We start from the raw sequence: 13445 nt of genomic DNA on the forward strand, positions 1-13445 counted from the left end.
CCGTTGATGATCGCATTGGCGCTGTTGAGCTTGAGTGACTTTCCGGCCGGGCATAGGCAGGTGCCGTTCTCTGGATCGAAGGTGAAATCCCGTGGCAGGAAGGTCTTGGCCGTGCTCGGGCGCTTGTGCACGCTCGGCCCGGCGTAGCGCGGGTCGCGCTGGCGCATCTGGCCATCGGCGATATAGCCGTCAATCCCGTCCTCGGCCAGCGCCTTCAGGCCGCGTTCGCTGTGGTAGCCGGCGTCGGCCAGGTAGGCCGCGCCATCGGCGCTGCCCGCTTCACCGATGGCGGCCAAGTGTCCGCGCAGGCCATCGATCACCGGCTTGAGCAGGTCGTGGTCCTGTGGGCTGCCATGAGCCTGCGCCTCCACAATCACCTGATGGGCGCCATCGACGGCGGCGACACCGATATAGCCTTGCACGACACCGTGGCCGCTCTTGAGGGTGGCGCTGTCGGCATCAGGGCCGGATCGTAGGGCGGCGCACCGGTCTCGTCGTTCTTGAAGCGTGCAGCAAAGCGCCCGAGATCGATCTCGTTGTCGATCAGGTAGCTCAGCGCATGCTCGAAGATCCCGGGCAGCAATTGTCGGCCGTAGAACACCGCGATCATCCTGGTCTGCTCAGGGTCGCAGTGCCCGTATTGCACCATGGCTGCTTCGCCCCATTTTTCGCTTTGTTGCGGACAGGACGAATGATAGGCTGTGGGGATTTTCTTCTACAGCTACGTTAGCCCGCGCAGGAGCTAGTATGGGCAGTCGCAAGTCGCCTTTGGCAGATTCCGTCGCCGACTACATTTCCGGCCTTGAACCGCCGCTGCGGGAGGATGTCGAGGCATTGCGCCGCGCAATCCTTGCGTCAGCCCGCGGGATCGGGGAAGAGATCAAGTGGAACGCTCCTAGCTTTTTTACCGGCGAGCACTTCGCCACCATGCGGCTGAACGGCAAGGTTCCGCTTCAGCTCATCCTGCACCTCGGCGTTAAGAAGAGTTCCATCGCCCGCGATTCGATTGAGGATCCGGACGGTCTGCTGCAATGGTTGGGGCCGGATCGCGCTTGCATCAGCTTTCCAGCCTCCGGCACCGTTGCAACGCGGATTGCTTCGGTGCAACACATCGTCCGCCAGTGGGTGCAACATGTACCGGCTCGGGTCGCGGGCTAAGCCTTGCAGCACTGAAGCCCGGTAGCCATACGGGAAAGGGCCCCGTTGGCAAATCGCGATTGCCAGGCTCTAGACTGCGCCACCGGGTGTTGGGTCCATAGGGGGAGCGACATGCGCAGGCTGGTGAAGTGGCTGGTCCGTATTGTGGTGGTCGTCGTCGTGGTGGTCGGGGTATTGCTCGCTGCGGTCTACGTGCTGAGCGAGCAGCGGATGGCGAAGGTCTATGCGATCGAGCCTGCGGTTCCCCCCGTTTCGAGCGATCCGGGCGCGGTCGAACGTGGTGCGCATGTCGCGGCGATCCGCGGTTGCCGGGATTGCCATGGCAGCGATATGGGCGGCGCGACTTTCATCGATGATCCGCTGTTTGCGCGACTTTCCGGACCGAATCTGACGCCGGCGGGGCCTGGCGGAAAATTCAGCGACATGGACCTGGTTCGTGCCATCCGTCATGGCGTCGGCAAGGAAGGGCGCCCGCTACTGTTCATGCCCTCGCAGGAATTCAGCCACCTGAGCGATCAGGACATGGGCGACCTGCTGGCCTACCTGCACAGCGTGCCGGCAGTCGACAAGACGCCACCTGCGAACCGGGTGGGCCCCATTGGTCGCGCGTTGTTCGTGGCCGGGAAGGTGCCCCTGCTGCCAGCGGAAATCGTCGATCACGAAGCCAGGCCCGATCAACCCGTGGCCGGACCGACAGCAGCCTATGGCGCCTACCTTTCGTCGGCCTGCGTCGGTTGCCACGGCAAGGGACTTTCCGGCGGCCATATTCCGGGAACGCCGCCGTCCTGGCCGGATGCGGCAAACCTTACCCCGCACTCGAGCGGCCTGGCGGACTGGAGCGAAGCCGACTTCCGCACTGCGCTGCGCGAAGGTATAGCCCGCGGCGGACGCAAACTGCAGACGCAGTTCATGCCCGTCTCGGCGACCAAACACATGTCCGATGAGGAGATCAGCGCGCTCTATGCGTTTCTGCACAGCCTGCCGTCCAAGCCGCACGGCCAGCACTGATTGCGGGTGCACCACGACCGGAGCACCATTGGCAGACCGTGCCGTGCCGCAGTAGCGGTCGGTCCATTGCCCGACGGCCCGGACCACGCATAGTCGCTACATTTCGAAATGAGAAGGAGCTTGCGCATGAAATCCGCGATTCGTTCGTTCCTGTTCGTATTTGTTGCTTTACTTGCCGCGCACGCTGTGGCCGCGAAGCCGGTGGACGGTACCTATCGTGCCAATGGCCAGGACGGCAAACTGGCCTTCGCGCTGGCCCTGGCCGGTGAACCATTCTCGGGCAACCCGACTACCAAGCTGGTCTTTACCGAGAAGGATGCCAGCGCTGACAAACAGCCGGACTTCCACGCGGCTTTCGGCGATTTCGGCAATGCCCTGGTCATCACCCTGATGAAGGACAGCGATGGCTACAGCGTGATCGGCGCCGAGTTCGGGCACACCGCGCTCAAACACATGGGCGCCAGCGCGACCGGCATTCTCGAGGTGAAGAACGTCAAGATCGCCAATGGCCGGATCAGCGGCAAACTGGTTTCAGGGGCCGACGCCGACATCTTCGACGAGCCGATCAAGGTCGACCTCGCTTTCGATGTGAAACTGCCGTAAGACCCGAAAGACAATCGACATGAGCGACCGGCCCGGATGCGGTGCCGCCCAGGCTCCTAGGCGTCGGCTGACTTTCGTCGCAGCGACCAGAAGTCGATGTTGCGGCGATGCGTGTAGCCGATGCGTTCGTACAGCGAGATCGCGTGCGTGTTCTGGCGGCTGACATGCAGGAAGGGCGTGCGTCCGCGCCGCAGGTTGTCGTTGGTGAGCATGCCGAGCAGGCGTTGCGCCAGGCCCTGGCAGGTGAAGTCCGGATGCGTGCAGACCGCGCTGATTTCCTGGAACTCGTCGGTACCGAGTCGCTCGCCGATCATGGCTGCGAGGCGACCGTCCCGATAGATGCCGAAGTAGCGGCCCAGTTCCATGGTCCTGGAACGAAAAAAGTGCGGATAGACGAGGGCGGTCAAGGCCATGGCATCCTCGCGATGCGCGAGGCCGAGTTCGATGATGTCGGTTCCCTCGTCTAAATCGATCGGCGAGGTACGGATCATCTGGGTCAGGGGCTGGTCGATCTCGAGCTGCCATGCATCGGAGAGCGAAGCTGCCACGCCGAGCAGGTAGACGGTTTCGCCGCTGCCGACCAGCGCCTGGAGGTCGGCCTCGGCAACGCCCGCCGTGTCCGCGACGCCGAGAAAGGGTGCGTAGTCAGGCGGATAGCGTGCAGCCTTGCCGCTGCGAATCGAGATGTCGCGATGGCGGGACGCAAGCGAGGACCAGAATGGATTATCAAGTGCGTGTGTCAGCGTCGATTTCCTCTCGTGGTTGGCCGATTGAAATCCATCTGCGTGCTCGTTGCAAGCGATGGCCAAAGCATGGCATTTGCCGTCGCCACGGCCGCTGCCATGCCTAACGATGCGTGCGAGCCGGGCCGGTCGGGGGCCGCATCCATCGGTCCGGTTCGGAGCCGTGCCCGGCGATTCCCCGAGGCATGCGCAGGGCAGGTTCGCTCAGGCCGGCCACTTGAGCACCATCATCGCCACGGCGAGCGACAAGGGCAGCAGGGCCAGCCAGCCCAGCACGTGCCATCGGCGCAACATCGCTTGCGTCGCCTGAAAGTCGGCGTTCGCGTCGGTGGCAGCAACGATTTGCCGTTGCAGCGGCGACAGGGCCATGCCGAACAAGAGCCCGGACAGGCCGAACATCAAGATCGCGCCGAGGATCCAGCCGACTGACAGCATCTTGAGGCCGCCGCTGACCGCCGCAGCCACGCCACCGCCGACGATCAGCACGATGCCGGGCATCGTGAACCATCGATCGGCGCGGATGATGCCGCGCATGGCATGGCCGATCATTCGCGCGTCGCCGGTGCTTTCCGCGTGCGCCACCCAGAACAGGCCGAGCGAGGCATTGCCGAGGAACACGACCACGGCCACGACCTGGAGGAGCTTGAACAGCGCATAAATCGCAATCATCGAAATTCCCCGGGTTGGCAGGATTTCACTCTAGTCCGCCGGGTTGCGCGGCAAGAAGATGCCGGTCGTCACCCATTTCGGCGAATCGACGGTCGCGTGCCAGCTGTTGGTCTACCGATCTGCCCGACCCTCAGCGAGGACGATCGCTGGCAAGGCTATTGCGGTGTCTCAAGAGTAAGGCTAACGAATCTTGGCCGCTGCCCGCGCCACGGAAGCCGGGATGGCGTCTGCACTCTTGGGCCAAATGAAAGACTTGGGTTCGGCGTTGTTTTCGATGTAGAACTAGTGGACTGCTCCAGCCCTGATACGCTGATGTGCGTGCCGCGCTTGATCCACTTCTCGCTGATTTCTCCGAAGAACCGCTCGACCAGATTGAGCCATGAAGCCGAGGTCGGCGTGAAGTGCACGTGGTAGCGCGGTCGTGCGGCGAACCAGGCGCGCATTTTGTCGGTTTCATGTGTTCCGTAGTTGTCCATGATCAGGTGGATATCCTGTTCTGCCGGGACTTGCGCATCGATGGTCTTGAGGAACTGCAGGAACTCCGCCCTCCGATGCCGTCGCTTGAGCAGCCCGAGGAACGGTACGCGCAATGCGTTTGCTGTTCCGCAGCAGTTCAAGCCACATTTTGCCGCGTTTGTCGACACGTCCAAACCGGAGTTGCCAGGAAACCGACGCTGCACATTCGCAATGAATGCCGAGGGTCAGAAAAACCGTGGCTTTCGCGCCGCGCCAGTGGCAGCGGACGCGATACCGGTCTGGACGATGCACCTGCAGCAAGGAGCCCGGGTCGGTTGGTCTGTCATCAGCGTTCGGCGATCATCTCCGCGGCGTCCAGTCCCCAGGCGGGGATCTTGCCGTCGTTGGCGAAGAACAGGTCGCGGTAGCGCATCTTCAGGAAATACGGCACGCGGCCGAGCTTGAGCTTCTGGATGTCGCCGCCGAACCAGCTGTTGGAGTGGATCCAGAATGCCTTGCCATCGCCCATGTCGCCGATGCACAGCACCTCGGGCTTCAGCGGCTGGTCCGCTTTTTCCGGGTCGACCTTGCCGAAGGCCTTGCCCAGCTGCAGTCCGACGATGTCCGATTGCTGGTGTCCGATCGCGCCGAGCTTGGGCACCGTGACCGCCGCGCAGTCGCCGCAGGCGAAGACTTCCGGGTAGTCGGGATTCTGCATGCACAGGTTGGTGCGGATGAAGCCTTCGGAATCGCTGACCGGCAGGCCCTTGAGGAAATCGTGGGCGCGCCAGTCGGGGAAGATGATCTTCAGTTCGGCCTGCAGGAAACGGCCATCGGCGAACTCGATGCCTTCGGCGGTGAGCCGCGTGATGTCCTGCGTGTCGTGCCAGTAGTTCAAGCCCATCCTGGTGGCCAGATCGAGCAGTTGCTTGACCACTTCCTCGCCGGCGTCCTCGGCGATCATCTTTCCCGGCGTGAACACGGTGATCTTGTTCGGCTCGCCCTTGTCATTGTCCTTGAGCCAGGTCGCCATCGACATCATCACTTCCACCGGCGGCCCCTCGCAGGCAGCCAGCGCACGCGGGATCGAGCCGCCCGGATAAGGGACCAGGCCGTCGGCGCCGTCGCCTTGGTGGAAGCGCGCCGAGCCGATCGCGATCGGCCCGCCGCGGTATTCGCGCTTCAGGTACTGGCGCAGCTTTTCGCCGTGGTAGATGTCGGTGACGGTATGCCCGAAATCGACGAATCCTTCGATCCTGTCGAAGGCGAGCCGGTTGCCCAGCGCGAAGACCACGTAGTCGTAGGCTTCGACATGCGCCTCCGCGCCGCCACGCTCGGCCGGAACGAAGGTCACGGTCCGCTTGTCGACATCGACGCCAGTGACCTCGCCATGGATGAAGTCGATGTCCTCCCTGGCCAGGACGGGGACGATATCCAGGCGCTGGTGGAGTGCCGGGTTCCGATCCTCGAACACGTCGGAGGAAATGTTGGGGATGTAGAGCAGGTAGCTCTTCTTGTCGATCACCGTGATGCGCGCGGCGTCACCGAGGTAATGGCGGATCTTCTGCGCGCAAGCGAGGCCCGCGAAATTCCCGCCAAGGACGAGGACGTGTGGTTTTTTGTCGAACATGGGCATTGATCATTCTCCGGTATTTGGGCTTTCCTGGATTTCCAGGACGGATTCGGCCGTGCGCGGCCCCCCGCCACGGACGCTCGAGAAGCGCACGCAGCGCGTCGATCGCATGCACGCCAAGTCGCTTGCGATGTCGGCCAAGGCGCCCTCACGCCCTGTTCGGTGACAAAGGCGCAGCGGTAGACGCGCTCTTCCGCGACGGGCTCGCCTTAGACGAACAGGCGGTCGATGCGATGATCCTGCGGATTCTCCGCCCCGAGATAGACCTGCACGCCCGCCATTCGTTCCACGTAGCCGCCCATCTGCTGGTAGGGGTCGGCGGCGAAGGTGCGCTCGAGGTTGGCCTCGATCATCTGGCGGATCTCCGCGCCGGTCAGCTCGGTGGTGGAGATCGGCGGATTCATCGGCACGATGTTCCAAAGGTCGCCGAGCATGATCGAGCCGACCGGGATCGGCGCACCGTAGCGCCAGTCGTTGGAGAACGCGACCTTGGTCACGGCGGCCTCGGCGATGGCCGCCACCAGCAGGTCATCCATCGGCGCGTGCGACATGGCGTAGCGATGCAGCGGCACGTCGGTTCGACCGATCGCTTCCGCCATGGCGTTGCGTTCGGCGTCGAGTGTGGCATCGACCAGTGCTGCGACATGGCGGTTGGGATCGATCGACTGGTCGATCGCCACCAGTGAGTGGTGATGGTTGACGATGCGTCCCGCCTCCACCTCGACGTCGAGGCGGCCAACGAACGCCCAATGGTGCCAGGACTGGAGAATGATCGCGCCGTTGACCACGATCGCCCTATCCATGCGGTTGTGGGTATGCCCGCTGACCAGGATGTCGATGCCGGCGACCTCGCCTGCAAGCTTCACGTCCTGCGGGAAACCGAGATGCGAAAGCACGATGACCAGTTCGGCGCCTTCCTCCTCGCGCACGTGGCGGATCCAGCGCGGCAGTTCGACGTTGCCGATGGTGAAATAAAGGCCCTCGCTGAACGACGGCGGCATGGACTTGTCGATGATCGGGCAGGCCAGCCCGATCATCGGGATGCGCAATCCGGCGCGGGTCACCATGCGCCAGGGCGGCAGGAAGAGCTGGTCGTCGTGCTTGCGGTGGCAGTTGACCGCCACCATCGGATTGTCGAGATGCTCGGCGATCCGCTGCACGCCGTCCGGTTCATAGGCGAACTCCCAATGCACTGCCATCGCATCGAAGGCGAGTGCGTTCATTGTGGGCACCAGCGCCAAGCCTTTGCTGGCCACCGCCACGTGGGTGCCATGGATGGTGTCGCCGTTGTCCAGGGTCACCACCGTGCCAGGCCGCTCCGCGCGGACGCGGTCGAACAGGCCAGCGATGCGCGCCCGGCCGCCCAGCGTCGCGAACCGTCATTCGCCGTTCTCGCCGCGCACCATTTCCGGATGCGGCTCGAGATACCTGTGGAGATCGTTGAGTTGAAGCACGGTCAGGCAGGGCATGGCGTCTCCAGTCGGTTGTGCCGGCATCTGGCGACACGCCGTGCTGGTCCCTATTCGTGCACTGCGCGGGAGGTCGCTGCCTGCGCAACCCATGCGCAAGCGCTCAGGTGCGTTCGCTCCGGGGGCACGAGGAGATCCCCAGTAGCGCATATGCCGGGCACATGCCGATCAGGCTGGTCAGCAGGAATGCGACGGCGACGATGCCCAGCACGATCGCCAGCGTGCCACTCATCAGACCCGTGAAATATGCGACGACGATCCCGATGGCAATGATGACGCGAATGGTCCTGTCGACCGTACCCATATTTTTTTTCATGAAAGTTGCTCCGCTGAGGGTTGCTGGTCACTGGCTGCTTTCAGCAAATGAAACAGTGAGACATGCCGCGGCTGAATGCAGCGTGATATTCAACGGCGGGTCGGCGAAGGCCGAGGGTTGCCCTGACCTTCGCACAGCCCCCCGGGCTTATAGCGAAGTCATGCGCAGGTAGGAGCGGATCTCGTCCCACCCTTGCGGGAACAACGTCTTGGCCTCGTCATTGCTGATCGACGGCGGGATGATCACCTTGTCGCCCGGGCGCCAGTCGGCCGGGGTGGCAACGCGGCTTTTGTCCGAGGTCTGCAGCGCATCGATCACGCGCAGGATCTCGTCGAAATTGCGCCCCACCGACATCGGATAGGTCATGGTTAGTCGGATCTTCTTCTGCGGATCGATGATGAACACCGAACGCACCGCGGCGGTGTCGCTCTGCCCCGGATGGATCATGCCGTACAGCTCGGCGACCTTGCGGTCGGCATCGGCGACGATCGGGAACTCCAGCGTAGTGTTCTGGGTGGCGTCGACGTCCTTGATCCATTTCAGGTGCTCTTCGACCGAGTCGGTCGACAGGCCCAGCGGCTTGACATTGCGCCTGGCGAACTCCGGGGCCAGCTGCGCGGTGCGTCCCATCTCGGTGGTGCACACCGGCGTGAAGTCCGCCGGATGACTGAAAAAGAATACCCAGGAATCGCCGGCCCACTGGTGGAAATCGATGTCGCCGGTGGTCGTCGCGATCTGGAAGTTCGGTGCGGTGTCGCTGAGTTTCAGGCTCATTTGCATTTCCTTTGGTTGGTGGTGAAGGGAAAGTTGTGTTTCAAGGCAATCGCCGGCTCGATGGCGGGACAGAGAATCGAACCTTTCGATGGCTTCGATCGTGCTCTACATCGTAGGATCGCGACGAAAGCATCAGGATGGCTGCCAGCATGGCCATGCCGCCGATCTTGAAGTGGGGAACGCGTGTGTCATGGGACCTCCTCGTGCAATGGTCTGTTCCGGGTCATCCGTTCAGCCTTGCCGGCTTGCGGCCATGTCGCTGCAGTACTCGCGCAGGTGCTCGGGCAGGTCGTCGGGACACACGCCACAGCGCTTGTTGCCGGGAACCGCATAATCGATGAACTTCGGGTAAGGCAGGTCCAGGTTTTCCATCAGCCGCACGAAATCCTCCAGCGTGCGGTCCCCGCCCAGGCGCGGATTGCGCTGCTTCTCCTGCGCGATGCTTGAGACCCGGCGTTCCTTGTAATCATGTGCCGGATAAACGAGGGTATCGCCAGGCAGCGCGAACAACCGGCCGCGCACGCTCTCGTACAGCGCGCGCGAATCGCCGCTCTGGAAATCGGTACGCCCGCAACCGTCGATCAACAGCGCATCACCGGTGAACACGCGGTCGCCCGCGCCGATGGCGAAATGATTGTCGGTGTGGCCGGGCGTGTGCATCGGGTCGAGCCGCAGTCCACCAATCTGCAGCGGCACTCCATCCTCGAAGCCGACATCGGTGCATGGCAGCGCATCGAGCGCGGGCGTGGCGATGCGGCTGCCGACCTCACGCTTGAGCAGCGAGGCGGAAGTGATGTGGTCGGCGTGGATATGCGTGTCGATGGTCATCACCAGCCGCAGGCCGAGACCGTTGACCACATCGAGGTCGCGCTGCCACGTGGGCATGACCGGGTCGATTAGCACAGCTTCGCCCGTGTCGGCGCAGCCGAGCAGATAGGTGTAGGTCGAGGATACGGGCTCGAACATCTGGCGGAAAATCATCGCTGCGCTCCATCGTGCTGGGCGAGCATGACTACCGCCGGTTCCAGCGCCTTCAGGCCGGCCTCGCGGCCGCGTTCAAGCGCGCTGTGCAGCGGGCAACCGCGGTTGAACACCTCGTCCAGAGCGACAATCGCGCCCACCCGGTTGGCACTGGCGCAGTGGATCAGTACGCCGCCCGCCCGGCGCGCCTCATCGAGCGCTCGCCCAAATTGGCGCACGCGCTCGCGGTCGAGGTCGGCAGCGCCGGTGATCGGCAGTGGCACGTAGTGCAACCCGAGCCGGGCGGCTTCCGCGGCTTCATCGTACTCCACGGGCTCGTCTGGTGCGCGCAGGTTGATCACGGTGCGCACGCCTGCGCGCGCGAGCCCGGCAAGTTGCGCAGGCGTTGGCTGTCCGCCCGCGTAATGGCCGTCAGCGTAGGGGAAAGGTGCGTCCATGGGAGTCTCCTTTGAAAGATGGTGTGGTGGAGAACGACGGGTCAGATCCAGCCGAGCTCGCCTGCGGTGCGATACAGCATGTAAAGCGCGACGGCGATGATCAGGCCGGCGAACACCACGTTGAGCGCGCCCTTGCGGCCGGCCAGGTGCGTGGCCAAGCGGGTGCCGAACAGGCTGCCGACCGCACCGCCGCCGATGAATACCGCCGCGAGCGACCAGGCGACCAGCCCGGAGCTCGCGTAGCTCAACGCGGTGGTCAGCCCGAAGGCCGTCACCGCGAGCAACGACGAGCCGACCGCGAAAAGGATCGGCATGCCGGTCGACGCAATAAGCCCCGGCACCACCAGGAAGCCGCCGCCGATACCGAAAAAACCCGACAGCAGGCCGGTAGCCGCGCCCGACCCCAGCAGTTTCGGCGCGTTGCCGCGGTTTAGAACCACCGTCGGATCACCTTCGCGCCCGCGCGAGCGGAACATCATGCCGGCAACCACGAGCATCAACAGCGCGAACAGTGCAAGCAGTTTCTGTCCGTCTATCGCCTTGCCGAGCATTGCCCCGAACCATGCTCCGAGCACGCCGGTAGTGGCGAACGCTGCGGCGCAACGCCACTTCACGTTGCGTTTGCGGGCATGGTTGGTCAGACCGATCAGTGCGTTGGCTGCGACCGCGAGTGCACTGGTGCCGATCGCAACATGCGGGTCGTGAATGCCGACCAGGTAGACCATGAGGGGCACCGCGAGGATGGAGCCGCCGCCGCCGACCAGCCCGAGGGTAAAGCCGACGACGCCGCCGGACAGGGCGCCCATCACGAACTGGAGCGCGGTCATCGATCGGCCTCCGGGTCGCCGCAGTAGGTACCATAGAGCACGGCGAGCACGCTGGCCGCCGGACCCTCCGCCAGCGAATAGTGGATCGTCTGTGCCTCGCGGCGTGTGCTCACGAGATTCCTCTCGCGCAGCACCGCCAGATGCTGCGACAGCGCGGACATGCTCAAGCCGGTCAGCGGCTGCAGCTCGCCGACCGAGGCTTCCCCCTCGACCAGCTGGCACAGCACCAGCAGGCGCGCTGGATGGGCCAGCGTTTTGAGTAGCGTCGCGGCTTCATCGGCGTGGCTTGCCATGTCCTCTGGCGAGGGCAGGGCGCGGGCGGTCTTCTTTGTTGCGTGGGTCATGAAAGTGTGGCCTGGGGAATGCCAGATGAAGAATCGCGGGAATTTTATATTAGAAAGATCTAAACTAAACTGCAATGGGCTAAGCATGAGCCCGCAAGTCCAGCCGCGGCCACGCTGATATCTATTGATCCAGTCCTTAACCCGGACTCTTCATGACATACACGCGCGCTCGCTTGCGCCTTGAATCCACGTGACTTTCCGCTCATTCGGCGATGGGGACCGCTACCCCCCCTCAATCGCAAAAAACCGCGTGGATCCAAGGTCCTGCGCGATCATCACGCGTATTCCTGAATCGCCCGGGCTAGCAGTTTCAGGCAGCATTTGGCACGCGCGGGTTGGGGAAACAGGTTTTGACGCAGTCCGGTTCATTGCGGGCGCACTAGCCCACGGGCTTCATCGGGAAGTACCAGTCGGTGGTATCCAGTCCTTCTTGCATTCGTGCTTTCAGCTAGTCGGCGGACTTCGCTGCCCCGACCAACACCTTTTCGCCCGGCTGCCATCCCTCCGGTGTCGAACTGACTGCCATCGCGCTGAAACTCGGTGCCTTCCTCAAGCACCTTGCCAATGGTCTGCTGGACTTCGACGATTCGTTCGCCAATGCCGATCCGGCCACCCAACTGCTGCTGCAAATAGGGTGGTGCCGAGAGGTGATCGGCGTGGACGTGGGTCTCGAACAGCCTGTCGACCTCCAGACCGCGATCCGCCACGTGCCGGATGAGCCGCCCGGCATGATCGAATGAAGTACGGCCGCCGGCGCAGTCCAGATCGATTACCGGATCGATGATGGCGCAAGCCTTGCTAGCCGGGTCCTCCACGACATGGCTGTTGGTGTTGGTGGATTGATCGAAGCGGCCCGGCACCAATGGCTGGTTGACTGAAGGTTTGTCACGGGATGGTGTCGGATGCATCGAAGACCTCGGCTTGCAGTTTTTTCGTGGTCCACAGTGCGCCGGTTTGCTGAACATGTAAAACGAATTAATCTTATTGCTGTGATCGATTTATCCTATATATTTGCATGGGGTCCAGGCTCCCGCCCGGCGCACCCTCCACCGGACAGGTCACGCAGAAGCGCCCCCCGTTTGTTCCGCCCAATGGAAGTCTGGAATGCCTCAGCTCCCCAACCTCCGCCACCTGAGGTTTCTGGTTGCCCTGCTGGAGCATCAGCATTTCGGCAAAGCCGCGGCTGCCTGCTTCGTCACTCAGTCGACGCTGAGCGCGGGTATTCGCGAACTGGAGTCGGCATTGGGAGTCAGCGTGGCCGAACGAACCAAGCGCTGCGTGGTCATCACGCCCTCGGGCCGCCGCATCGGCGAATACGCGCGCAAATTGCTCAAGGATGCAGAAGCCCTTGTGCAGGCTGCGAACGAAGAAGGCCTCCCGATGTCGGGCACCTTCGATTTGGGGGTGATCCCCACCATAGCTCCGTTCCTGCTACCCCGCCTGGTGCCGGCTATCGGCAGGCGATTTCCTCGCTTGCGCCTGAATCTGCGTGAAGACACCACACAAAACCTGCTGGAGCGGATCAGCGACGGACGCCTGGACATAGCGCTGATGGCGTTTCCGTATGAAACCGGGGCGCTCAAGACCTTCATGCTGTTCGAGGACGCCTACCGGTATGCCTCGGCAAATGCGCCGCGCAGCTGCCAGCGTGTCACGGCGTCCGATCTTGATGCGCAGAACCTGCTGCTGCTGGAACACAGCCACTGCCTGCATAGCCACGCCCTTCCGTTGTTGGAGCAGGCGGCACGGTCCGAGGGAGCAAGCTTCACCTCCACCAGCCTGCACACGTTGGCGGCCATGGTCGGCGAAGGCTTGGGCGCGACCCTGCTTCCCGACCTGGCGATCAACGGCGGCATACTTCAGGGCCATGATGTGGTGGTGAAGCCGCTGCGCGATGCGAACGCGCGGACGATCGGCCTGTGTTGGCGCAACGCCTCGGCACGCTCCGAATCGTTCAGCGTCTTCGGAGAGTTTCTGCGTGGATGGGCGCTTGAGACAATCAAGCCTTGGTCAGAAGCATGAGCAGC

The 13445-nt window shown here is 63.3% G+C and carries 17 protein-coding genes and 1 pseudogene; 4 read left to right on the forward strand and 14 right to left on the reverse strand.

The genetic code is table 11. The features are described 5' to 3' along the window. On the reverse strand, positions 1-422 hold a 422-nt coding region (locus BM125_RS02700), incomplete at its 3' end, for a transposase (protein ID WP_175497877.1). Next, positions 374-610 (reverse strand): hypothetical protein, encoded by a 237-nt coding sequence (locus BM125_RS02705; RefSeq protein WP_092404661.1) that lies wholly within the window; start codon positions 608-610, stop codon positions 374-376. The genes BM125_RS02705 and BM125_RS02700, both read right to left, overlap by 49 nt. A 137-nt stretch (positions 611-747) precedes the next feature. Here BM125_RS02705 and BM125_RS02710 point away from each other — a divergent pair, with 137 nt between their 5' ends. The 3 genes from BM125_RS02710 (at position 748) to BM125_RS02720 (ending at position 2769) form a co-directional block, all read left to right on the forward strand. Continuing rightward, positions 748-1158 (forward strand): DUF1801 domain-containing protein, encoded by a 411-nt coding sequence (locus tag BM125_RS02710; RefSeq protein WP_092404663.1) that lies wholly within the window; start codon positions 748-750, stop codon positions 1156-1158. 111 nt (positions 1159-1269) lie between these two features. Further along, positions 1270-2166: a c-type cytochrome gene (locus tag BM125_RS02715; protein WP_092404665.1), complete on the forward strand. Its 897-nt coding sequence runs from the start codon at positions 1270-1272 to the stop codon at positions 2164-2166. A gap of 126 nt (positions 2167-2292) precedes the next feature. Beyond that, a complete protein-coding gene (locus BM125_RS02720; protein WP_092404667.1) occupies positions 2293-2769 on the forward strand; it encodes a hypothetical protein in 477 nt (158 codons plus the stop codon). A gap of 56 nt (positions 2770-2825) precedes the next feature. Here BM125_RS02720 and BM125_RS02725 read toward each other — a convergent pair whose 3' ends face one another. The 12 genes and pseudogenes from BM125_RS02725 to BM125_RS02780 form a co-directional block, all read right to left on the reverse strand. Then, positions 2826-3578 carry a GNAT family N-acetyltransferase gene (locus BM125_RS02725; RefSeq protein WP_245778770.1) on the reverse strand — a complete coding sequence of 251 codons (753 nt, stop codon included), beginning with the start codon at positions 3576-3578 and terminating at the stop codon, positions 2826-2828. A 138-nt stretch (positions 3579-3716) separates the two neighbouring features. Next, entirely contained in the window at positions 3717-4181 is a 465-nt protein-coding gene (locus BM125_RS02730) for a DUF2269 family protein (RefSeq protein ID WP_092404669.1), read from the reverse strand. A 180-nt stretch (positions 4182-4361) separates the two neighbouring features. Beyond that, a pseudogene (locus tag BM125_RS02735) lies at positions 4362-4756 on the reverse strand (transposase); the annotation flags it as partial. Between the two features lie 227 nt (positions 4757-4983). Beyond that, positions 4984-6267 carry an NAD(P)/FAD-dependent oxidoreductase gene (locus BM125_RS02740; protein ID WP_092405150.1) on the reverse strand — a complete coding sequence of 428 codons (1284 nt, stop codon included), beginning with the start codon at positions 6265-6267 and terminating at the stop codon, positions 4984-4986. Between the two features lie 212 nt (positions 6268-6479). Beyond that, positions 6480-7571 (reverse strand): bifunctional metallophosphatase/5'-nucleotidase, encoded by a 1092-nt coding sequence (locus tag BM125_RS02745; protein ID WP_139224831.1) that lies wholly within the window; start codon positions 7569-7571, stop codon positions 6480-6482. A gap of 271 nt (positions 7572-7842) precedes the next feature. Next, entirely contained in the window at positions 7843-8055 is a 213-nt protein-coding gene (locus tag BM125_RS02750; protein WP_092404673.1) for a YgaP family membrane protein, read from the reverse strand. Between the two features lie 147 nt (positions 8056-8202). Beyond that, a complete protein-coding gene (locus tag BM125_RS02755) occupies positions 8203-8829 on the reverse strand; it encodes a peroxiredoxin (protein ID WP_092404675.1) in 627 nt (208 codons plus the stop codon). A gap of 231 nt (positions 8830-9060) precedes the next feature. Then, positions 9061-9810: an MBL fold metallo-hydrolase gene (locus BM125_RS02760; RefSeq protein ID WP_092404677.1), complete on the reverse strand. Its 750-nt coding sequence runs from the start codon at positions 9808-9810 to the stop codon at positions 9061-9063. Then, positions 9807-10247 carry a protein tyrosine phosphatase family protein gene (locus tag BM125_RS02765; RefSeq protein ID WP_092404679.1) on the reverse strand — a complete coding sequence of 147 codons (441 nt, stop codon included), beginning with the start codon at positions 10245-10247 and terminating at the stop codon, positions 9807-9809. The genes BM125_RS02760 and BM125_RS02765 overlap by 4 nt, the downstream gene beginning before the upstream one ends. A 41-nt stretch (positions 10248-10288) precedes the next feature. Then, a complete protein-coding gene (locus BM125_RS02770; protein ID WP_092404681.1) occupies positions 10289-11074 on the reverse strand; it encodes a sulfite exporter TauE/SafE family protein in 786 nt (261 codons plus the stop codon). Continuing rightward, the gene (locus BM125_RS02775; RefSeq protein ID WP_092404683.1) at positions 11071-11418 is read right to left on the reverse strand and encodes an ArsR/SmtB family transcription factor; all 348 of its coding nucleotides are present in this window, start codon (positions 11416-11418) and stop codon (positions 11071-11073) included. The genes BM125_RS02770 and BM125_RS02775 overlap by 4 nt, the downstream gene beginning before the upstream one ends. 365 nt (positions 11419-11783) lie before the next feature. Next, positions 11784-12326 carry an MBL fold metallo-hydrolase gene (locus tag BM125_RS02780; RefSeq protein WP_139224832.1) on the reverse strand — a complete coding sequence of 181 codons (543 nt, stop codon included), beginning with the start codon at positions 12324-12326 and terminating at the stop codon, positions 11784-11786. Between the two features lie 196 nt (positions 12327-12522). Between BM125_RS02780 and BM125_RS02785 the strand changes: the two genes are divergently transcribed. Next, positions 12523-13440, forward strand: a complete 918-nt coding sequence (locus BM125_RS02785; protein ID WP_092404686.1) for a hydrogen peroxide-inducible genes activator — start codon at positions 12523-12525, stop codon at positions 13438-13440. Positions 13441-13445 lie beyond the last annotated feature (5 nt).

It is taken from the genome of Dokdonella immobilis (assembly GCF_900115085.1).
In the GTDB taxonomy this organism is placed as follows: domain Bacteria; phylum Pseudomonadota; class Gammaproteobacteria; order Xanthomonadales; family Rhodanobacteraceae; genus Dokdonella; species Dokdonella immobilis.